This window comes from Neobacillus sp. NRS-1170 (genome assembly GCF_050468025.1).
Window position 1 is genome coordinate 13,104 of sequence record NZ_JBITPF010000014.1, and the last position, 21,931, is coordinate 35,034.

The window sequence follows — 21,931 nt, forward strand, 5'->3', positions numbered from 1 at the left end:
TCATATATCTTGTTAGTTATGCCATTCGCCACACGACTATTTACATCGTTTTTAGGTCAGGAGTCGGTCCATTATTCTTAATTGTATTTATCATATTAATTATTGTTGTTCTCTTTTTAAAAGGGCCTAGAGGAAAACTCTAAGCCCTTTTTTTACGTAAAACTGTAATAAAACCATCCAATATTTCATGACTAACGGAAAAGCCTTTTCGTTTGTAGAACTCTAAAGCATCATCATTGCCATTTGAGACATAGATAAAATAATCCTCGACATCCTCAAATTGCTGCAGCCATTCCATGGACATATTAATAAGTTTGGAACCAATGCCGTATTGTCTGTATTCTTCTTTAATATAAAATTGCGATAAACAACCGACGTTTTTTTTACTTACAGTTGAAAGGTCAAAAAAAGTGGCGAAATCATTGGAATATGCTTCTTTTGGAGAAATATTTGAATAGACATAACCTACGATTTTATCTTCATCTCTAACGACCACGATATAGTTGTGGAGCGCACTTTTTATTGAAGGAATCATACGAGTTTCAAAACTCATTGTGTCAAACAATTCCGGTTTTATGTAAGCTTTCGACTTTTGAAAGGTCATTAACTCATTGCATAAATCCCGGCAGTATTCGATTTCTTCTTCAGCAATCACATCATATGTCAAATTCATATTTATCACACCTTTAATGAACCATCGTTTAAATTAATCCAAGCCGTTCCAATCCGTAGCGGACTCCGTCTTCTTCAGAGGAGAGGGTTACCATATTGGCGGCTTGTTTTACTTCATCTCGGGCATTCCCCATCGCAACACCCATTCCTACAAGCGAAAGCATTTCAATATCATTTAATCCATCCCCAAAGGCAACCGCATCGTCAGGCGCAATGCCGATTCTCTCTAACAGCTTGGTAATGCCCACAGCTTTGTTAGAATTGGTCAAATTCACATCACAAGTTTTTGCCCCTGAACTCCATCTTCTGAAATCCAATTCCGGAATCATGGTTTGATAGGATAACTCTTCTTCCAGGTCACAATGAAGGAACAACTGATAAATATCCTGATTCATCCAAAATTGTGGTGGGGCGAGTTCCGGCACCCAAGAATCATTCATATACGCCTCCTTGACGAAAGGATGGCTTAAATCAGTAACTTTGAAGCTCTTTCCTGCTAAAAATGTCAGGGCATGTTGATTATCATGTGACAACAGATGCACTTTATTTAATACTTGCTTCTCAATCGTGTTCTTGAATAGTTCTTTTCCTTCATGAAAAACATACGAACCATTAAAAAAGATCATTGAGTCGACACCGGTCTCCTCCATAATCGATTCAGAAAAATAAGGGGCTCTTCCAGTAGCAATTACCACTTTCATATTTTTCTCTTTTAACCGCTGAATTGCATCCTTAGTGGCATTGCTAAGAGTTTTTCCATGCGGCAGGATTGTACCGTCTATATCAAAGATGACTACTTTATAATTCAAAAAATCACACTCCTAGGATGCTGATTTTACCTTGTTAAGCAAAATTATCTTTAGGACATTATAACATGTTTAATTTAAAAAGCTTATCAAAGGTAAACACATTATTGACAAAAAAAAGGTTCTTAGATCTAATCTAACAACCTTTTTTAAATAACTAAATAAACATGGTTCCTGCGACCATAAAACTTATCATGGATCCTAAAATTAAACCAGCAGCTGCAAAAATCATTAATATGACACCGTGTACTTTATTTCTTTCAAAATAGGTTAATAAACCCATACAAAATGCTACGGCACCAAACATAAGTGGGATAAAGACGAGGGAAATGAAGAAAAACATCCAACCAATAAGAGGATATACAATTCCTAATTTTCTGTTTGAAAAATGCTCCTCATGTTTAAGGGTTAATCTTCCACAATTTTGACAAATATTAGCACCTGTAACTTCGAAAGGTCCGCCTCGGGAGCTCTTCATTTGATCAACTCCATTTCATCTTTTTTATTTTCCGTACAATGAAAGTCAAAATAAGACATTTTCTAGGGGTACTAAACATCAAGTAGAGGAGGCAGAGGAGTGAATTTTAGATTGACTATTCTAAAAATACTGAAAATTAATTTTAGATTACCATAATTTTTAAAAACTTCAAGTAAAGTTGTAATTTCCAATATAAACTTTTTTGAAAAAGTGTTTTTATTAAGTTAGTACCGAGCTTGATAATGGTAAAATAAAAAAGATTGATTAATAGAGTTTAGGTTAAGAACAATATAAGGGGGAAATTACGATGAAAAAGAAACCTATTATAGGCATAACCGGCGCCTATGTAAACCATAACGATTACATGGAAGGCGTATATGTCCATCATGATTATCATAAAAGTGTTGCCGCCAATGGCGGAATCCCGATTATTCTGCCATTTCTTAATCCTGAAATAACTTTAGAAACAATTGGATTATTCGACGGTATTATCCTAAGTGGGGGAGAGGACGTTGATCCACAATTTTATGGTCAAGATCCCCATCCAGAATTAGGACCAACCATTCCGGAGCGGGATTTGGCTGAGATGGCCATTGTTCAGTATGCAATCCAGAATAATATTCCAATCCTGGCGATTTGCAGAGGGGTGCAAATATTAAATGTGGCCCTTGGCGGTACATTAATTCAGGATATCCCGAGTCAAGTTAATAATCCAATCCAGCACTCGCAGAAAATTGACCGAAGCCGTGATACTCATTGGGTGACTATCTCAAAAGATAGTAAGCTATTTGAGATTTTGGATTCTGAGATTGTCAGAGTCAACAGTCTTCACCATCAGGCGATTGATAAGGTGGCCAGTGATTTAAGCGTAGTTGCGCGGTCAGCCGATGGTATTGTTGAAGCAGTTGAGTATATTAATTCAACAACATTTACAATGGGTGTTCAGTGGCATCCAGAATCAATGGCAAGTACAAACCCAGCGATGAACAATTTGTTTGTTGAATTTATTAAAAGCTGTATGAAGGTTCCGGCGTTATAAATTAGCGTTTCTATGGGACATAATGATTTAGCATAATTTTAATAGTGTTAAAGCCGGAGGCATAGTGCATCTGGCTTTTTTAATGAGCTATTTTTGGTTACCAGTATTTCTCATAAATCAACTAACTAAAATGCCACCTTTAGGCTTAATCGACTCATCTGTTGATACAAAAGCGAAACCGTTTCTTTACTAGCTGCAACGGGATTATTAGCACCAAGGTGAATGCATTCCAAAGTTTGCAAATCCTTGTGCAGATAAAACATATTTAACTTCTTTGCCTATTTCTTGTTCCTTAAAGGAAACACATAATTGACCGTGACTGTTGATAAAAGCAACAACAGTGCGAAAAAAGCCATATGAAAATTCCACCTTTAAACTGGTTGATGAAAATAACTTTATGCTTGTCTTTTCGGAGTAGACCATTTCTTTAAAATGGTCTCTGAGGAATAATTTGGTTCATCGAAAAAGGTGGTATAGGGTGATGTGGAAAAAATTGTTTGCTAAGTATCGTATTACCTTCTTGTGGAACACCATCGGCACTTAAACCAAAACTACTATAAATAAGGTTCACTGGGTTGAAAAGATAGAGACGGACTTCATAAACACAAGGATTCATTTGACTAGGAGGGAATGCTAATATCGAAAGACGATTTTGTGCAGGGATAGTAAATATGAATGGTTCCATGATGGGTGGAAAGGTCATGGTCAAATCGTTAAATTGGATGGGGAGTTGATAACTTCCTGTTTTATTTGCTTCAGTATCCTTTTCATTTCTTACTGCATCTCCACTTTCTGCAGGGTTAATTTGTTCACCAAATAGGAATCCAAACTTGGCAAACTCTTGATGTGGATTGTTTGTCCAGTTCTTGATTTCAATGATTACTTTTCTCATGTCGTTTAGGCTAATATTTAGTATCTCTACTGAAATTGCTTTCGTTTTAGGATTTAATGTGATGGGTCCGCTGCTTAATATTACTATAGGCTTTTGTGAAATATCCAAAAATTAACACCTCCAATCAAATTCAATAATACATCCTACTAAGTCTAATTAAATTTTGAAACGGCTTTTAAACAGCTTGTTCAAAAATTGTTTTTATTTTTGTTAATTTACCATTCCAATTAAACCAATCAATTTAATGAGATTTTAAGAAAAATTGTGTATTTTTTTAATATATAAACACTTCAAAAGGGCTGTTTTCATAACTTACATGAGAGTAAAAAATTAAATAGGGGGAGGATTATGTCTGTCATAGGGATAGAACCATACATGCATGTTCGCTCAGCTAAATATCCCGAATACGATCCGACTTGTCACAAACTTAGTTTTATAGCTGACTATACAGGTATCCCGCAAGTATGGGAAATCAATCTAGGGGATGAGTGGCCAGTCCAAACTTCCTATACCAGCGAAAGAATCACGTTTGTAAGTTATGTAACAGGCACCTCAAATAAAATTATCGGAATGGATACGGGTGGAAATGAGAAGCAGCAATTGTATTTACTTGGGAACGATGGAAAACTAAAGGAGCTTACAAAATCTCCTGATCATATTCACCGTTTTGGCGGTACCTCACCTGACGGTAAATGGATTACATGGTCAAGTAATCGCCGAAATCCATCCTTTTTTGATATCTATATTCAAAATCTGGATACATTAGAGATTCGGCTTTTATTGGCTGGAGAGGGGATCTTTTCCTCTGTTAAATGGTCGCCGGACGGTAAATCACTTTTGGTCCAGAAGATAAATTCCCCATTAGATAATGATTTGGGAATACTCAACCTTTCAACCGGTGTTACGAATTGGTTAACCGAGCATAAGGGTGAAGCGAGCTTTAAAGATGCTCACTTTAATAAAGATGGAGATCATCTTTATGTATTATCCAATAAAGACAGGGAATTTTACGGGCTTGCTCTTATAAATATAAAAACCAAACATTTCGTATGGCTCGAACGGGGGCAATGGGATTTTGAAGGATTGTCTTTGAATAAAGATAAGAATATGGCAGCCTTTACAATAAATGAGGCTGGTATATCCAAAGGGATCCTTTTAGACATGAACCGAAGTTACCTTTATACGTGGGAAACGCCAATAGGGGTTATATCCAATCTGAAGTTTTCTCCAGATAGCCAAAAATTAGCCTATACTTTTAAGGGCCCGGCCTATCCTTCTGATATTTGGGAACTTGACCTAAATACCATAAAAGCGGAAAGGCTTACGTATGTTTCCCGTTCACCAGTTCTAGAGAAAAAATTAGTGGAGCCGGAGCAAATATCCTTTCGTTCTTTTGATAACCTAGAAATCCCAGCTTTTTATTATATGCCGCAAAAAATAGCAGAAAAATCTCCAGTTGTCATTTATCTCCATGGCGGCCCCGAAAGCCAATCGCGTGCAGTCTATAACCCTGTCCTGCAATATTTCTTAAACCAGGGTTATGCTGTATGTACACCTAATGTGCGGGGGAGTACAGGATATGGAAAAACCTTTACCCATTTGGATGATGTTCAAAATAGAATGGACGCAGTAAAGGATCTGATTTTTTTAGTGGAATGGCTGAAGGTGAATCGGAATATCAATGAAAAAAAAATCGGGATCATGGGAGGCAGCTATGGGGGCTTTTTGGTTCTTGCGGCTATTAGTCACCATCCAGAGATTTGGGCGGCTGGGATTGATATTGTCGGAATGTCCAGCCTAAGAACTTTCCTTCAAACTACAAGCCCTTGGCGTAAGAAACATAGAGAAATTGAATATGGAACCATAGAAAGAGATGGAGAATTTTTTGATAAAATTGATCCATTGCATCATTCAGAACGAATTTCCACTCCGCTATTAGTGATTCACGGAGAAACGGATCCCCGTGTTCACATCAAAGAATCTGAACAAATCGTTACGAAACTAAAGGATAGGCAGCACCCTGTAGATTTTATTCGCTTTGAAGATGAAGGCCACTCAATCGAAAAACAAAAAAATAAAACAACTGCCTATAAGGCAATGGTAACATTTTTTGATCGATATCTTGGCGGAGGGTCCTAAAAATAAAAGCGGTTCCTTTTAATAAATTTAGAAGGGAACCGCTATTTTATGTACAAAATTAACCCTTGTCCAGCAAGGTTTTAGGATTGGCGTTTAAAACAAGCATGGCACAAAAGAGGATGGCTGAGACAATCCATATCGCTTTAATTCCAAAATGAAAAGTGGATACAGCACCAATAAAGGCGCCACCAAGAAAAGAAATAATGATGATTGTGAAGTCAATAAATTGAATGACACTTTGCCGGTCTTGCAATACAAGTGCCGTGTATGCTGCTTCTGCGGCTGTCCGCAAATTCCCTGTGACCATCGCTGAATTAAATTGCCATTTCACCAATGTTCGAAAAGCTGAAATTTGTACGGATGAGACGAAGGCAATCGTTACAGTGACAATCACATCTGGAACTTGTGGTGTCCAGGTTCCAACTATGACTAGGACAAGGCCCTCTAAAAAGAGAACGGAGCGGGCCGGATAGGGGAAAATTCTCATTATATGTGGGTGTTTTAGTCCCTCGGCCACAACCACGCCAATAACAAATGCCACAATCGGAGGAAGATGCTTTAACCCCTGTTTCCATTGTCCCTGTGCCATTTCCACTCCTAACAATACAATGTTTCCAGTTTGAGAAGTAGCAAAAACCCCGTCCCTGCTAACATACGTGTAGGCATCCAAAAATCCTCCAACTAAAGCAAGTAATATACCTAAACCAATGGATTCTGGAGTGATTCGGGGAATCCTAGACATACTTATATTTACATACTTTCTTAAATAGGATAGTGCTATATTCTGTGACACGTGATGATGAGTATTATCCATATAACATCTCCAAAACATACTAAATGCTTTTTTAAAAAAAGACCATAGTTAAAGCTTCCCCAAATTTTAGTTTATATTTTCTAATTCAGATGAATGAACCAATTCAATATTATAAAAACTTCCGATTTCCTTTATTTCACAGTATCCAGAAGTATATTTATAAAGAATTACATATTTCTTCCCATTATAAAGGACATGTGTATTGTTCTCCATGAAAACTCCACCTTTCATCAACATTCTACTTTTCTCATCCTTAAAATATATGAAAACCATTTAAATTTTATGTAAATTTATTTGTCTTAATATCGTAAAAAGAAAATTAATGGCGTTTTTTATTGTCAAATCGGTTATTTACATGTTAGTATTAGAAAAAATAAATTCCCTTTAACTTGGTCCAGAGAGGCCAAAAAGGCGAAAGTAAACATCGTATATGATTTTTGATATATGATACCCTTTTGTCTTTTTGGACGGAAGGGTATTTTATTTTGCAAAAGTATCTTTTAATCATAGTCCAGAGAGGCTTGGAAGGAGAATGCAAAAGTGAATTATCAGAAAAAAACGGTAGTAGCATCTGTAGCAGGTTTAACTCTTGAAGGAATGGATATTATGTTTATATCCTTCGCGATGTCGATGATAATTGGACAATTTCATATTGGCATGGCAACTGGCGGACTTATTTCTTCTATTACGAATTTAGGAATGCTTTTTGGAGGAATGATTTTCGGAATCCTTGCCGATAAGTTTGGTAGAGTAAAAGTTTTTACTTATACAATAATATTGTTTGCCATTGGAACGGCCTTAACCGGTTTGGCGGCCAACATTGAACAAGTATACATTTTTAGGTTTATTGCTGGCTTAGGTGCCGGCGGGGAATATGGAATCGGGATGACGCTGGTGGCAGAAGCATGGCCAAAGAATAAACAAGGACGCGCCTCATCTTATGTGAGTGTAGGTGCTCAATTTGGGGTCATCCTTGCGGCTCTACTAAGTGCACTTATCCTTCCTGCGTGGGGATGGAGAGGATTGTTTTTCATTGGAGTAATTCCAGTTATCTTTGCCTTTATCGTGCGAAAGAATTTAGATGAATCACCAGAATGGCTGGAATCAAAAAAAGTGAAGCAGAATATTGATAAGCAAGGAAAGTTGAAGCAATTATTTGCGAATCAAAGAACTGCAGCAACCACTATTGCCCTAGCCATCATGGCAACAGTGCAAATTGCAGGCTATAATGGTTTGATGATCTGGCTGCCATCGATGCTGCAGCAATCACAAGGATTATCTGTTTCCGGTTCGGCACTATGGACCATCAGCACGGCTGTTGGAATGATAATAGGAATGTTAACTTTTGGACAATTTATGGATCGTCTAGGTATGAAGCGGACATATGGAATCTTCCTACTGGCGTCAGCAGTGGCTGTATTTTTCTATTCGTATGCGTCTGGCAGTACAGGAGTGTTAATTGGCGGTGCAATCGTGGGATTTTTCTCAAATGGAATGTTTGCCGGCTATGGTGCACTAATCAGTTATTATTATCCAATTGAAATTCGCAGCACCGCCACGAACACGATTTTTAACTTCGGCAGAGCGCTGGGTGGGTTATCTCCCATATTAGTAGGATTCATATTAGAACATGCAAATATAACCACTGCCATGAGCTATCTTGCCGTCCTTTATTGTATTTCATTTATGGCAATGTTAAGTTTGAAAAAAAATCAGGCAGAGCGAAAGCCGAAAGCTGTGAATAAGCTTTCTGAAGCTATATAATACGGTTAATAAGTGTTCGTAAATATGTCGTAAGTGCTAAAAAATGTGTAATAAGTATGAAAAAAACCTCCCCGTATCAAAAAGGGGAGGTTACTTCATTTTCTTTTCCAATTTCTCTAGAAGATTTCTTATTACTTAGTAAAATTTCACGAAAACTTAGCATTAGCTCAAATATTAGAAGGACCATAACGACCCAGACTCCCGCGTTTAAAATCGTGTCAATCACAAAAGATCCGATAAATAAATGGGTATGGATGAGGGCTGTAAATGTATAAAACATCGCAAAGGTAAAAACTCTACTCCATTGGGTTACATCGTAAATAAATATACCATTTTTAAACCCATAGTTTTTAACCCTATTATAACATCATTTTTTCCTCAAGGGTCGAAACTACTGTATATAGGTCTTTCTCGGTGGATTTTTTTTATAATCTCAGTGTTTTCAATGTATGTAAGCGCATACATTTATAGTGAGCACTTGGAGGTGATACAATTGATTCACATTTATGGAAAAGATTATATCAAGTATTTAAACGATGAAAGTTCTGGCCGAATCACTTTTGATCAATGGAAAAATAAAAACGGAAACCAGGACACTGATAAGTGTCATTACTGTGGTAAGAGTAAAAACCACTTTCAGCCATGTCCAAAATGCAAATTTTAGGCAGCTCAGGCTTTTTTGGGAATAAATTCTCCAATTTAATATCATAATAATTGTACTTCCTCCTTATTTTATTAAAAGTACTGATTGAAGTAGTTACTGACTACTTCTTTTTTTTGACAAAAATTCAATTTTAGATTAGTACTTAGGTATTAGATAAAGGTACTAATTTCAAGTTTAACTCTGAGAAATATTGAAAATTTTAATGGAAAAACTTAGAATATTAATTGGGATAAAAGAAATAATGCTTTTATCTTAAATAAGAGGATGATTTTTTTGGAAAACAAACAAGTACAAATGGAGCTTGGCAGTATTTTGCCGAACACTGCGTGAAAATTTTGGAAAAGGACCTGAATCGGTGTTTGTTTCCTATAATCAGTCCATTTTGACTATTTATTTAAGAAACTTTATTACACCGTCTGAAAGTGTTCTATTAGGGCAAGATCAGGAGTCCATTGTTCAAAAGACGAGGGATATGTTAATGCAAAACCTAATTCCTGAGTTTAAGGCCTATATTAAAATTTTAACAGGCATGGAAATTAAAGAATTTTACTATGATTGGAGCCTTCATAATAAAAGCGGCGTCTTCGTTGGCATTAGTTCTTTTTCTACGGAAACGGATGAAATAAAGAGCGATGAATTCGAAGAAAGAGGCAATCTTCACGAGGAAATCAAAAGAATTAGTATTCAAGCTCAAAAGGATCCCGAGGAAGTTATGTCCTTTCGATTAAATCAAAGAACTTTAGTCGTGATTAGAAAAGGAATTCTCGTTTCCATCGAAAGGGAATTAATTCGATTGGGGGGTTCCGAAACGTTAAGATTAGCTAAACGAAATCTTGAAAAGAGATTATTACATAATAGCAATAATTTTGAATCGATTCTCAATACAAAAGTAAATGACATCTTTGTGGATTGGGATTTCAGTCTCGATAAGAGTGCCATAGTGCTAGTCTTGACACCAACATAATAGCGGCGGTAGTGAGTTAGACAATATGATTGAGCTAAACACAAGCCAGGATGAGATTTAAACTCATCTTGGCTTTTTTTATATAAAAATTTGGGGAAGGGAACTGATAGAGAGAGATGAACAGTCCTGTTGAAAAAATAAAGACGGAAAAGAGACAACTATTAAAAGAGTATGTAAATGAAAATATTCGTAGAAATGAAACGCATTTTTATGGCAATAATGATGCTATTTTAGCTTTTGATTTAGATGGCAATGTCATTCTGGTAAACACAGCTTTTGAGAAGTTATCCGGATATAGTATTGAAGAATCCATCCAAATGAAGCTTCAAATGTTTTTTCGAATTGAAAGCTTAGACAAAGTTTTTCATTATTTTCATAAAGCCACCTTCGGAGAAGTACAAAATTTTGATTGTTTAATGACCACAAAAGATGGAAAAGTCCTCGAGTTGAATATTACCAATATTCCAATAGTTAAAATGGACTCCATTGTTGGCGTATATGCGGTTGCGAAGGATATTACACAAATAAAAAGGAAAAAGTCAGAGGTTAGAAAAATAGAAGAATTCCACCGTTTACTGACCGACAATGTATTAGATATGATCCTAAGCACAAGTTTGTTAGGGAAAATTCTCTACGTTTCTCCTTCTTGTCAAAGTATTTTGGGGTATACATCTGGAGAATTAGTTGGAAAACATTCTTCCATATTACTGCATCAGGAAGATAAAGAGAAAGCAATTCTTGACCGCAAAGGGGTTATAAGCAGTCTTGAAATCGGCAGAAACTCCTACCGTTTCCTTAAAAAAGATGGCAGTTTCGTATGGATTGAATCCATTTGTAACCCCATCGTTGACCCTGACACAAAAAATATTTTAGAAGTTATCAGTGTCATTCGGGATATTATAGAAAGAAAAAATGCAGAGCAAGCACTGTGGAACCGGAAAAAAGCTTTTCGTGATTTGGTAGAACATTCACCTGATGCCGTAATTATCGTCAAAGATGAAAAAATATTGTTTATTAATGAAACGGGAGTTGGCCTATTAGGTGCTTCAACACCTGAAGATATCATTTCTAAATCAATCTTAGAATTGATCCATCCCGCAGACCATGAGAAAGCAAAAAAACGTATCGCCAGTGTAATTGATGGAAACACAACAGAATTTACACCATTTAATATTATTCGTTTGGATGGCTCCAGCTTTGAAGGAGAAATCAAAGGCATCCCAACGTTTTTTCAAAATCAGTCAGCACAACATGTTATTATTCGCGATTTTACAGAAAAGAAAAAGACTCAGGAACTTTTACTAAAATCAGAAAAACTAACTATAGCAGGTCAGCTTGCTGCAGGAATTGCTCATGAAGTCCGAAATCCTCTCACAGCTATAAAAGGGTTTTTACAATTAATGGAGAAACAACTAGAGGAAAAAACGTATTTTGACATTATTAAATCGGAGATGGATCGGATTGAACTCATTTTAAGCGAGCTATTGGTGCTAGCCAAACCGCAGGATTTAAAATTTGGAATAGAAAATATGCACTCACTTATTGAGGATGTGAAAACATTAATTGATACCCAGGCAATTATTAATAATGTCCAAATCGAAATAGTAAATGAATGCAAGGATATGTTGATTCACTGTGATAAAAATCAGTTAAAACAGGTTTTTATCAATTTCTTAAAAAATGCAATTGAAGCAATGCCCGACGGGGGCATGGTTACTATTGAAATAAAACTACATAATGAAAATAAAATTAAGATTTTATTTAAGGATACAGGGGTCGGAATGCCGCATCACATTCTAAAACGGATTGGAGAGCCTTTTTACACCACAAAAGAAAATGGTACGGGCTTGGGTATCATGATTTCCAAGCAAATTATCGAAAACCATAACGGCTGCGTCCATTTTTGGAGCGATGAAAAGGGGACTATTATTGAAATAATTATTCCTATTAAAATGGATAAATAGAAAAATAATTTTACGGGAGGATTTCCAATGGCCGATGTTCCAAATACAACAAAGATACTGGCACTTAAAAAAATCCTGTTAGAAGAGACAGACGAAGAACACAAATTATCAATGGCGGATTTAATCGATAAACTGCAGCTTGCTATAGACGCCAATGATCCAATTGATAAAAAAAGAATAAAACGCTATATCGAATCCTTAAATGAGAGCGGTTTTGAAATTCTCCATGAAGGGGGAAAGTACGGAAAAATTGTTTATAGTCATCAATCCAGACTTTTCGAAACATATGAGCTTAGAATGCTGGTTGATGCGATTCTTTCGGCCAGTTTTGTAACAGAAGAGCAGGCTAAAAACATGATTAACAAACTAAACCAGCTTACAAGTAAGCATATCGCCAAAACATTGCCAAGCCCGATCAAGTACAACAAATCCATGAATCATATTTATCATTTAACAAAAGTGTATATTGATAAAATCCATCAAGCCATTGATGAAAAAAGAGTGATTACATTTAAATATGGAAAATTCAATATGGACCGCACTTTTGAGCTAAATCGAAATGGGCAGGAGTATATTTACCACCCATATGGCCTCATATGGGATAAAGGCTTCTATTACATGATTGGCCAAAAGGATAATAAGGAAGGATTAAGTAATTATCGTGTCGATAAAATGAGAGATGTTGAAGTAAATGATCAGCGCTTCAAAAGTAAGGACTATAATATCGACGAATACTTGCATTTCAATTTTCATATGTTCTCCGGACAAGGGGAATGGGTAGTGATTGAGTTTAGAGATAAAGGCCTTATCAACCCAATAATCGATAAATTCGGGTTGGAAGCGGATATTAAGAAGGTTGACGATGATACCTTTATTCTAAAAACCAAAGCCATTGTTGGCGAAGGCTTTTACAATTGGCTCCGCGGCTGGGGCAGCAAAGCAAAAATCCTATCTCCACCGACATTAGTTCAGCAGATGAAAGATGAAGTTGAGAAAATGAATAAATTATATTCGTAAGGGTGCGCCGTTTTTGGTGCATCCTTTTTTATATAATTCAGTTTTTAGGCAATTTGATAACAAAATACGAGGGGATTTACAGTGAAAAAGTATTTAAAAATTGCAAGTATGATCCTTGTTGTGTTTGTCTTAATCTTTATTGGAGCAGGAATTGGTTCAAGCGGAGCAGAGACAACGGTTCATGATAAGAAAATGGATATCACTGCTTTGGATAAAGAAATTAGCCGGATAAAGAAGGAAACCTCATCCTTAAAAAAGGATAGGGATGAAGCGAAGGCCATCATCGATAAAAAGGATTCAGCACAAAAGGAACTGGTAGATTCAGAAGCGAAGCTGAAGTAGGTTAGCTGAAAATGAATCCTGCTAACCTATTAAAACGTTTGAGAGCTTGACTATTGTAGTTGTTCATAATATGGGTACGGTACTGGAGTTCATGGACAAGTAGTGGTAGGATATCTTTGACAGCAGACAAAATAGAAATTACCAATAATGCAGGAGGAAAAAAATATGGCTATTATTGATATTACCGTGATTCCAGTTGGGACCGGGTCACCAAGTGTTAGTGAGTATGTAGCTGAAATTCAAAGAGTTCTTCATCAGTACGAGGGAAGAGTAAAGTATCAATTAACCCCGATGAGTACTTTAATAGAAGGAGATATAAAATTATTACTTGAAGTCGTTCAAGAAATTCATGAAGTTCCATTTCAGAAAGGCTTGCAAAGAGTATGTACCAATATCCGAATTGATGATCGCCGGGACAAAGAAAATACAATGGAACGGAAGCTTCAATCAGTACAAGCAAAATTATAAGCAAAAAGGGAGAAGAGGTTATTCTTTTTTAAAGAATGCCTCTTTTTTTGTTTTTATGGTCGAAAACACGTGATATTATGTATGAGAGGAATTTAATATATAAAATTATTAATCTATTTTGGAGGCATGTATTCAATGTTGCATATACGAAACGTAAAAACAGAAGATTTACCTGAAATTAATATCATTGAACAACTGTGCTTTCCAAAAGAAGAGGCTGCCACAAAAGAAGCGTTTCAAAAGCGTATTCATATCATTCCGGATAGTTTCTTTGTTGCTGAAAAAGATGGTTTTATTGTAGGTTTTGTCAATGGTCCCGTCATCGAAACACCATTCATTACTGATGACTTATTCAGTGAAATTAAGGCAAATCCACCGTCTGGCGGTCATCAAACTGTTTTAGGAATTGCAGTAACTCCGCATTTTCAAACACGCGGTGTGGCAGCAGCTTTACTTGCGAAAATTGAAGAAGAAGCACGAACAAACAAACGTAAAACAATTACACTCACCTGTAAAGAAGACCTAATTGGCTTCTATGAAAAATATGGATATATCAACATGGGTGTATCTAGATCGGAACATGGTGGTGTAATCTGGTATAATATGGTTAAAAAATTAGAGTAAGCCAAAAAAAGCTGTTATGACAGCTTTTTTTATTTTAGGGAACAGTCTCTAAAGTGAGACTGTCAGCAACAAAATGGTTGAGCCAGGACCCTTGTTATTCAATAGTTATTTGCAAAAGTGCCAGGCTTTTTTAAATACGTATAAACCAAAGAAAAGAAAAGCAAGGAACCCAATTAACCCAATTAGGATGTTTAATATATTTCCAAGTACTCCCCCTAGACCGATTAGTCCACATAAGTGAGTAATGTACCCCAATAATGCAAACAGCAGCCATACCACACCTGTTAAAAATCCAAGGAAAACTCCAAAAATATTGCAGTGACAATGACCATTACAATGACAATGATGACCCATGAAATTCACCCCCTGTCAATGGTTGTTCAACATTAGGATATGCATAGACTTGAAAGCTTGTTTATAAAAAACATGAAAAGAGGCTTAGGTCAATGGCACTTATAGAATAAACGAAAAACGCTAAACTCTATCTTTAATTTAGTTTAGCGTTTTTATTTTGAATTTCGTGCCAGGCTCCACCCAGATTTCATTATATGAGTTTCAGGAGTGGAAGGTAAAAAAGCAGAATAAATTAGAAAACCCTCTACCTAAGTTAGAGGGCTTTCTAATTACTTTTCAATAACCTCAACAGACGAAATGTGCGTTGGGTTTATGACGATTTTTTCTTCACCATCCAAGTATACAAGCGTATTATTCAAAATTCTTGATCCATTTGGGGAATCAGTATAAAAAGAAGCGGTAAAGTCATTTAATGAAAAATCCTTCTCGTTAATTACATATTCTTTTCCACTATCCATCACTACTTTTATTTTCAACTCTCCCCACTCCTCACAAAACGTTGTTACTTTTCAGAATTCTACAACAATAAGCGAATATCCTCTTTGAAATTGAATAATTTTTGTGTTTTCATTAATTTAAAAAAATGGCAGAGTTAAAGGGGTGTCGCTTAGGCCTTCATTCATGTAAAATAGAAAAATGGACAAGATTAAATAATGATAAATATCGAAGCATGGAGGATTTAAGGTGTCTTATCAACTTAAACAGAGTTTTAAAATGTTTTCATTGAATTCAAATCGTGAATTGGCGAGCGAGATGGCGCAACTTTTGGGTTGTGAGCTGGGGAAATGCTCCGTAAAACGATTTGCTGATGGAGAAATCCAAATAAGCATCGAGGAAAGTGTGCGAGGAAGTGACGTGTTTCTTGTGCAATCCACTTCCGAGCCTAATAATGAGCATATTATGGAGCTTCTTATCATGATTGATGCCTTGAAAAGAGCTTCGACCCGAACCATTAACGTTGTTATGCCTTACTATAGTTATGCACGTCAGGACCGAAAAGCGAGATCGCGTGAGCCGATTACCGCGAAATTAATTGCCAATCTTTTAGAAACTGCTGGAGCGAAGAGGGTCATTACCTTAGACTTTCATGCTGTGCAAACTCAAGGCTTTTTTGATATCCCGGTTGAACATCTAACAGGTATTCCAATCCTTACCGAGTATATTGAGAAAAAAGAATTAGATGATATCGTCATTGTAGCCCCGCATAATGGCGGTGTAGTAAGAGCGAGAAAAATGGCAACGCTATTAAATGTTCCGCTTGCCTTAATTGATCGGAGACGGCCAGAACATAATGTGTCCGAAATCATGAACATTATTGGAAATATCGACGGGAAAAATGCGATTATTATTGATGATTTAATTGATACTGCCGGAACCATTACCTCAGGTGCTAAAGCTTTAATGGAAAAGGGGGCAAAAGCGGTCTATGCTTGCTGCACTCATCCTGTATTCTCCGGGCCGGCTATTGAGAGAATAGAAAATTCACCTATTAAAGAATTAGTGGTAACAAATACGATTGCGCTCCCAGAGGAAAAAAGAATTAGTAAAATTACTGCTTTATCCGTTGCACCATTGCTGGTAGAAGCGATTGACCGTGTTCACAATGAAAAAGCAGTAACCCCTTTATTTGAATAAGTTTTATCAGAAGCATTCTGTTTTTAGAGCGGTCCCATTTAGGTGACCGCTCTATTTTTCTTTAAAAATTTATCCATTCCTTGTCAGCAAATAAAATCGTAACTTGATTTTTTGTTGTTGAATATAATGGAGGTAAACAGATTCTTATTGGCAGAATGAGGTGATGAAATCATGTTTTCTGTTACTGGAATGCGGGATTTCACGTTGTTTTCCATGCCCCATATTGTTACGTTATTCATCTTCTTTACTGCATTTTTTGCTTTCGTGTATTACAGAAAAATGCTTAAGCCTTACCAAGCCATGATAAAATGGACAGTATTTGCGATGTTACTATTTGGTGAGTTATCCATTCAATTGTATTTAATTTTAATTCATGAATATGAGCTTAGCGACCTTCCATTGCATATATGTTCCCTAAGTACCTTTCTCGCGCTGTACCTATATTTCAAAAGAAGCCAAAGGGCATTTAATTTGTTATTTTTTATCGGGTTGCTTCCACCGATATTAAGTATGATTTCACCAGATATTGCCCACCAATTTCCCCATTTCCGGTTTATAAGATATTTTCTTCGTCATTCAGCCATTCCTTTAGCCGTCCTGTATTTTATCCTATTTGAAGGTTACAGAGTTCCTAGAAAAGCCATTTTATCAAGCTTTTTAACCATCAACCTCATTGCCGTACCAATATTTTTCTTGAACCAATTGCTTGGCACGAACTTTTTTTTCATAGCGAATCCATCGGAAACCGAAACAATCCTGACCTATTTCGGCACCGGGATCATGTATTATGTTAATCTAGAAATTGTTGCATTTTTGGTATGTATTATCACTTATATTCCTATGGACATTTTGCTAAAAAAGGAAAACAAGAATTTAAGAGTCGAAGATAAAATGAACTAAATGAAAATATCCCTTCACAGTCTTTAGAATCAATAAAGATTCTTCGGCACGAAGGGATATCTTTTTTGTGAATGGTGTCAGGCACCGTTCGTGGACAAATTGCTTTGAATGTCCTTGTGGGGTGTACATTATTTGTTTGCGGTTACAGGGATTGGTTAGTATAATAGATTCATGCAACTTGTGGTCTAACTCCAGTATGAATTTAATGATATTCAGAGAGGTGGAAAATGAATTGGAAACAACGAATAATGCAAAAGTAACGGTAAAGGCAACAATACAGGCGCCGGTAGATAAAGTATGGGAATTTTGGACAGAGCCTGTACATATTACAAAATGGAATCAAGCTTCTGAGGATTGGCATACGACACGTGCTGAAAATGATTTAAGGGCTGGCGGGAAATTTTCTTCCAGAATGGAAGCAAAAGATGGCAGTTTTGGATTTGATTTCGGCGGCACTTATGATGAAGTCAAATTAAATGAGAGTATTGCCTATACTCTTGGCGATGGAAGAAAAGTAAATATTACCTTCAAAAGTCAGGACAACGAAACCGAAATCATTGAAACCTTTGATGCCGAAACAATGAATCCAATTGAAATGCAGCAGCAGGGCTGGCAGGCAATCTTAGATAATTTTAAAAAATATGCAGAACAAACAACCATGTAAATTACAAAAGCATTTATTTTCCATAAAGCGACGCACAAACAAAAGAGCTTGGTCATCCAAGCTCTTTTATATATGATTTCTTTGGTATAGTATATTTTGGTGAGTTTATTTTTTCTATACATAAAAAAGGAAAGGACCTTAACCATGAAATTGAAAGAAATTGATTTTTGGATCACTAAACTTGGCCTCGAACCGCATCCTGAAGGCGGTTTTTACAAACGTACTTATGAATCTGGCGAAAAGGTTTCTGATCAGGAGTTAACAGTTCATTACGAGGGGCAGCGAAAGCTTTATACAAGCATTTATTTTCTTCTTACGTCTGAAAATGTTTCTCATTTACACCGATTGAAATCTGATGAATTATGGTATTTTCATGCCGGGAGTTCGCTGACCATCCACGTCATTCACGAAAACGGCGAATATGAAGAAATGAAATTAGGGATGAATTTGGAGGAGGGAGAGGTTCTCCAAGCTTTGGTTCCAAAGAATTCAATCTTTGGCTCGTCTGTCATGGAGGATAATGCATACTCCCTGGTTGGTTGTATGGTTTCGCCTGGCTTTGATTTTCAGGATTTTGAACTGTTTACGCAAAAGGAACTGTTGACACAATATCCGCAGCATCGGGAAATCATTTTGAAGCTAGCTTACAAGGAGATTCCTGAATGAATTTTTTTATCTAAATCCAGTTAAGTGTCCTTCGTAAAAACTACGATGGACACTTTTTACATGAAAAGGAAATTGTTCAATTCAAGAACCAACTTCACATATCACCTAAAAAATGACAACTTTCTGCTAAAATATAACTTTACCGCGTTAAATCGAGTCAGTTAAACGACAAAATTCTTCGAACCCACCTCTTCCTTTTTCTATTAAATTATTTTTTTCAACAAACAAAATGGTTAAACAACACGACCAACAAACAAACTTTTCATTTGTATCCTACTAGTATAGGAAGAGTAGTAAATTATTCAGTAATAAAGGGGGAAACAGTGTTTTTTACGATAAATTCGAAAAAAAGGGGAGCTAGGTTTATGAAAAGAATGTTCACTTGTTTTATGATTACTTTTACCCTCATTCTTTCCACTATCCCAGTAGCAAGTGCAGCAGTAAATCAAAAAACGATTTTACTAACGGTTGTGATGACCGGCAACCAGGTTCCGGTTGATTTTGCTACATACGTACAAAAAAATGGCGGGAAGGTTACCAAGCAGCTTTCTCAGATCGGCACTGTTCAAGTCCAAGGGACAGCATCTTTGATTCCGATTTTGCAAAAATATACAGGAGTGAAGTCGGTGGGACCCACCATAAAAATGAATCTTTCCGATACGAAGACCGTTATCGCTAATGAAGCGAACGCTGCTTCCACAAACAGCATTACAAAACAGCACCTGGATTTCTTCAACAAGTTTCAAAAAATCTTACCTTATGATACTAGAAACATCTTTTCCATTACCCACCCAGATCCTACTAAACCGCCGGAGCATGAACCAGGTCCTGCTGAGCCAGATTTATATAATTCCTTCCAATGGGATATTAAGAGGGTAACCCATAATGGAGCTAGCTTTAGTGTTTCAAAAGGCAATCATGATGTCGTGGTTGGAATCATCGATTCGGGGGTTGATACACAGCACCCTGATTTACAGGCTAATTTTCTGGGAGGTAAAAACTTTGTTCCAGCTTTTGATAACGGAATAGGACAAGATGACCCTAATGAAACCGGGGATCCAAATGATTTTGAAGATCGTCTTGGCCATGGAACACATGTTGCTGGAACAATCGCTGGTAATGGGAGAATACTTGGTGTCGCACCTGAGACAGGTTACAAAGTTTACCGAGTTTTTGGTGCAAATGGCAGTGCCAGCACTTCTACAGTGGCAAATGCGATTATTTCAGCCACAAACGATGGAGTCGATGTCATTTCTATGAGTTTAGGTGGTTATTCAGTATTTGGGCAAATTTTTTATACGGACCCAGTAACGGGTCAGAAATATAACCTAGGAAACGAAGTAGCCGATTTCCAAATTTATAAAAGAGCCGTAAAATATGCGGTGGATCACGGTGTAACAGTAGTTGCTGCAGCAGGAAATGAACATTTGAATGCGACAAATAAAGCTGAAGTAACCAAGTATTTAAATCACGAATTTGCAATGGATGGCTATCAATTTGTGGGTGCCGGTTTTGAAGCCCCAGGAAGCCTTCCGGGAGTGATTACCGTTTCAGCAACGGGCCCAGAAGATATGATTGCATCATATTCAAATTATGGAGCCGGGTTTGTTGACGTTACTGCACCGGGAGGAGACTTTCAGCGTGAGGGTCATGGGGATTGGTACGAGGATATGAACTTCAGTTCCTATAAGGGGCAAGGGTATGCCTATATGGCAGGTACTTCCATGGCAACTCCTAAGGTTTCAGCTGTTGCAGCCCTTTTCATTGCCCAAAACGGTAAAGTGGGACCAAAAAAGATAGCCCAATTGATTACAGCTTCAGCTCAAGATATTGGCAAACAAAGTATCGATGAACTTTATGGAAGCGGGATGGTCCAAGCGCCTTTTACACCAGAGAATTTACCAATTGAAGTGGATTGGAACAAACAATTCGGCGGGATTCATCCAGAAAGTGGAATGGACGCTCACCAAACAAAAGACGGGGGATATATTTCAGTAGGGAATTCAGAAACGTATAACCATCTCCGCGGTGATTCAGATATCTTTGTTGTTAAAACGGGACCTGATGGACGCACAGAATGGCGCAAGAATTTAGGCAGCGATAGATGGGAGCTTGGACATAGTATCATGGAGACCAAGGATGGCGGCTATATGGTTCTAGGTGATTCGGGAAAGAATGAAGTGGATCAAAAGCTAGATATCTATATCAGTAAACTTTCAGCAGATGGGACTGTCGAGTGGGAGAAAACATATGGCAAACAAGGAGTTTATGAAAGCGGAGGTTCTGTGGTAGAAACTGCAGATGGCGGGTACCTAATCTCGGCAAATAAAGTAGTAGAAGGAAGTAAGAATGAGATTTACTTGCTCAAAATCGATATTAAAGGAAACCTATTATGGGATAAATTTTATTCAAAGCAGGAAACTGACCTTTTCTCAAAAATAATCAAGGCTACCTCAGATGGCGGCTTTATCATTGCTGGCACACAAATTGCTGGAGCTTCAGACCAATCTTATGATTTTTATTTGTTAAAAATAAAAGCAAACGGAGAGGTTCTGTGGGAAAAGTCTTATGGAAATGGCAGCAATATTCGCGACCGGTTCGAAAATATTCTCGAAACGGCTAGTGGTGATTTTATCGCATTAGGAACAAATGAGTCATTTGAATATCTCAACCCTTCAGATGCTTTCCCAACCATAAAGGATGACATTTATTATTCATTGATTGGGAAAGATGGAACGATTAAATGGGAAAAAACAATTAAAGAAGATGGTGTCAGTCAGGCACTAAAATCACTCGTCAAAACTCCTGATGGAAATTATCTTGCTGTAGGATTCACCAATTCCCAGTTGCCCAATCTCCAAGTAGTCAAATTTTCATCCACTGGTGAGATTCTGTTGAGAAAAACATACGGAGGCAATAAAAATGAAACAGGTTTCTCTATAGATAACACGAGAGACGGCGGATTTATAGTCATTGGTTTCACAGGGACGAATGCTGCTGGCGGAACAAGTGATTACGATATGTACCTGTTAAAATTTAATAGGTTACTTGAAAAATAATATTTT

22 protein-coding genes are annotated in these 21,931 nt (G+C 36.9%); 14 read left to right on the forward strand and 8 right to left on the reverse strand.

Features of this window, described 5'->3' with window-relative positions; translation table 11 throughout:
• Window positions 1-139: 139 nt before the first annotated feature.
• The 3 genes from ACIFOT_RS05620 to ACIFOT_RS05630 all read right to left on the reverse strand — a co-directional run bounded on the left by ACIFOT_RS05620 (window position 140) and on the right by ACIFOT_RS05630 (window position 1,956).
• Window positions 140-673 (reverse strand): GNAT family N-acetyltransferase, encoded by a 534-nt coding sequence (locus tag ACIFOT_RS05620; protein ID WP_430062823.1) that lies wholly within the window; start codon window positions 671-673, stop codon window positions 140-142.
• A gap of 28 nt (window positions 674-701) precedes the next feature.
• Complete coding sequence (locus ACIFOT_RS05625) at window positions 702-1,481, reverse strand: Cof-type HAD-IIB family hydrolase (RefSeq protein WP_430062826.1); 780 nt, start codon at window positions 1,479-1,481, stop codon at window positions 702-704.
• A gap of 154 nt (window positions 1,482-1,635) precedes the next feature.
• A complete protein-coding gene (locus ACIFOT_RS05630; RefSeq protein ID WP_430062828.1) occupies window positions 1,636-1,956 on the reverse strand; it encodes a hypothetical protein in 321 nt (106 codons plus the stop codon).
• A 307-nt stretch (window positions 1,957-2,263) separates the two neighbouring features.
• Between ACIFOT_RS05630 and ACIFOT_RS05635 the strand changes: the two genes are divergently transcribed.
• Window positions 2,264-2,995 carry a gamma-glutamyl-gamma-aminobutyrate hydrolase family protein gene (locus ACIFOT_RS05635; protein ID WP_430062831.1) on the forward strand — a complete coding sequence of 244 codons (732 nt, stop codon included), beginning with the start codon at window positions 2,264-2,266 and terminating at the stop codon, window positions 2,993-2,995.
• A gap of 427 nt (window positions 2,996-3,422) precedes the next feature.
• Here the strand turns inward: ACIFOT_RS05635 and ACIFOT_RS05640 are convergent, their stop codons facing one another.
• A complete protein-coding gene (locus ACIFOT_RS05640) occupies window positions 3,423-3,995 on the reverse strand; it encodes a hypothetical protein (RefSeq protein ID WP_430062834.1) in 573 nt (190 codons plus the stop codon).
• A 240-nt stretch (window positions 3,996-4,235) separates the two neighbouring features.
• On the opposite strand from ACIFOT_RS05640, the gene ACIFOT_RS05645 reads away from it, so the two are divergent.
• Window positions 4,236-6,026 (forward strand): alpha/beta fold hydrolase, encoded by a 1,791-nt coding sequence (locus ACIFOT_RS05645; protein ID WP_430062837.1) that lies wholly within the window; start codon window positions 4,236-4,238, stop codon window positions 6,024-6,026.
• Between the two features lie 58 nt (window positions 6,027-6,084).
• Here the strand turns inward: ACIFOT_RS05645 and ACIFOT_RS05650 are convergent, their stop codons facing one another.
• Complete coding sequence (locus ACIFOT_RS05650; RefSeq protein WP_430062840.1) at window positions 6,085-6,840, reverse strand: YoaK family protein; 756 nt, start codon at window positions 6,838-6,840, stop codon at window positions 6,085-6,087.
• 66 nt (window positions 6,841-6,906) lie between these two features.
• Window positions 6,907-7,053, reverse strand: a complete 147-nt coding sequence (locus tag ACIFOT_RS05655) for a hypothetical protein (protein ID WP_430062842.1) — start codon at window positions 7,051-7,053, stop codon at window positions 6,907-6,909.
• A 327-nt stretch (window positions 7,054-7,380) separates the two neighbouring features.
• Between ACIFOT_RS05655 and ACIFOT_RS05660 the strand changes: the two genes are divergently transcribed.
• The 7 genes from ACIFOT_RS05660 to ACIFOT_RS05690 all read left to right on the forward strand — a co-directional run bounded on the left by ACIFOT_RS05660 (window position 7,381) and on the right by ACIFOT_RS05690 (window position 14,647).
• A complete protein-coding gene (locus ACIFOT_RS05660) occupies window positions 7,381-8,604 on the forward strand; it encodes an MFS transporter (RefSeq protein ID WP_430062845.1) in 1,224 nt (407 codons plus the stop codon).
• Between the two features lie 965 nt (window positions 8,605-9,569).
• A complete protein-coding gene (locus tag ACIFOT_RS05665; protein WP_430062848.1) occupies window positions 9,570-10,232 on the forward strand; it encodes a Na-translocating system protein MpsC family protein in 663 nt (220 codons plus the stop codon).
• 116 nt (window positions 10,233-10,348) lie between these two features.
• Complete coding sequence (locus ACIFOT_RS05670; protein WP_430062851.1) at window positions 10,349-12,196, forward strand: PAS domain S-box protein; 1,848 nt, start codon at window positions 10,349-10,351, stop codon at window positions 12,194-12,196.
• Window positions 12,197-12,223: 27 nt separating this feature from the next.
• Window positions 12,224-13,213, forward strand: a complete 990-nt coding sequence (locus ACIFOT_RS05675; RefSeq protein WP_430062854.1) for a helix-turn-helix transcriptional regulator — start codon at window positions 12,224-12,226, stop codon at window positions 13,211-13,213.
• A gap of 81 nt (window positions 13,214-13,294) precedes the next feature.
• The gene (locus tag ACIFOT_RS05680; RefSeq protein WP_430062857.1) at window positions 13,295-13,555 is read left to right on the forward strand and encodes a hypothetical protein; all 261 of its coding nucleotides are present in this window, start codon (window positions 13,295-13,297) and stop codon (window positions 13,553-13,555) included.
• Window positions 13,556-13,720: 165 nt separating this feature from the next.
• Entirely contained in the window at window positions 13,721-14,023 is a 303-nt protein-coding gene (locus tag ACIFOT_RS05685; RefSeq protein WP_430062860.1) for an MTH1187 family thiamine-binding protein, read from the forward strand.
• A gap of 135 nt (window positions 14,024-14,158) precedes the next feature.
• Window positions 14,159-14,647, forward strand: coding sequence for a GNAT family N-acetyltransferase (locus tag ACIFOT_RS05690; protein WP_430062862.1), 489 nt, complete (start codon window positions 14,159-14,161; stop codon window positions 14,645-14,647).
• Window positions 14,648-14,752: 105 nt separating this feature from the next.
• Here the strand turns inward: ACIFOT_RS05690 and ACIFOT_RS05695 are convergent, their stop codons facing one another.
• Both ACIFOT_RS05695 and ACIFOT_RS05700 read right to left on the reverse strand, forming a co-directional pair.
• Complete coding sequence (locus ACIFOT_RS05695) at window positions 14,753-15,001, reverse strand: ABC transporter (RefSeq protein ID WP_430062865.1); 249 nt, start codon at window positions 14,999-15,001, stop codon at window positions 14,753-14,755.
• 269 nt (window positions 15,002-15,270) lie between these two features.
• Complete coding sequence (locus ACIFOT_RS05700) at window positions 15,271-15,477, reverse strand: hypothetical protein (RefSeq protein WP_430062867.1); 207 nt, start codon at window positions 15,475-15,477, stop codon at window positions 15,271-15,273.
• Window positions 15,478-15,685: 208 nt separating this feature from the next.
• Here ACIFOT_RS05700 and ACIFOT_RS05705 point away from each other — a divergent pair, with 208 nt between their 5' ends.
• The 5 genes from ACIFOT_RS05705 (at window position 15,686) to ACIFOT_RS05725 (ending at window position 21,925) form a co-directional block, all read left to right on the forward strand.
• Window positions 15,686-16,636 carry a ribose-phosphate diphosphokinase gene (locus ACIFOT_RS05705; protein ID WP_430062870.1) on the forward strand — a complete coding sequence of 317 codons (951 nt, stop codon included), beginning with the start codon at window positions 15,686-15,688 and terminating at the stop codon, window positions 16,634-16,636.
• 171 nt (window positions 16,637-16,807) lie between these two features.
• Window positions 16,808-17,536 (forward strand): TIGR02206 family membrane protein, encoded by a 729-nt coding sequence (locus ACIFOT_RS05710; protein WP_430062872.1) that lies wholly within the window; start codon window positions 16,808-16,810, stop codon window positions 17,534-17,536.
• A gap of 205 nt (window positions 17,537-17,741) precedes the next feature.
• Window positions 17,742-18,200: an SRPBCC family protein gene (locus tag ACIFOT_RS05715; RefSeq protein WP_430063571.1), complete on the forward strand. Its 459-nt coding sequence runs from the start codon at window positions 17,742-17,744 to the stop codon at window positions 18,198-18,200.
• 144 nt (window positions 18,201-18,344) lie between these two features.
• Window positions 18,345-18,866 (forward strand): cupin domain-containing protein, encoded by a 522-nt coding sequence (locus tag ACIFOT_RS05720; protein WP_430062875.1) that lies wholly within the window; start codon window positions 18,345-18,347, stop codon window positions 18,864-18,866.
• A 365-nt stretch (window positions 18,867-19,231) separates the two neighbouring features.
• Window positions 19,232-21,925: a S8 family peptidase gene (locus ACIFOT_RS05725; RefSeq protein ID WP_430062878.1), complete on the forward strand. Its 2,694-nt coding sequence runs from the start codon at window positions 19,232-19,234 to the stop codon at window positions 21,923-21,925.
• The last annotated feature ends 6 nt before the right edge of the window (window positions 21,926-21,931 follow it).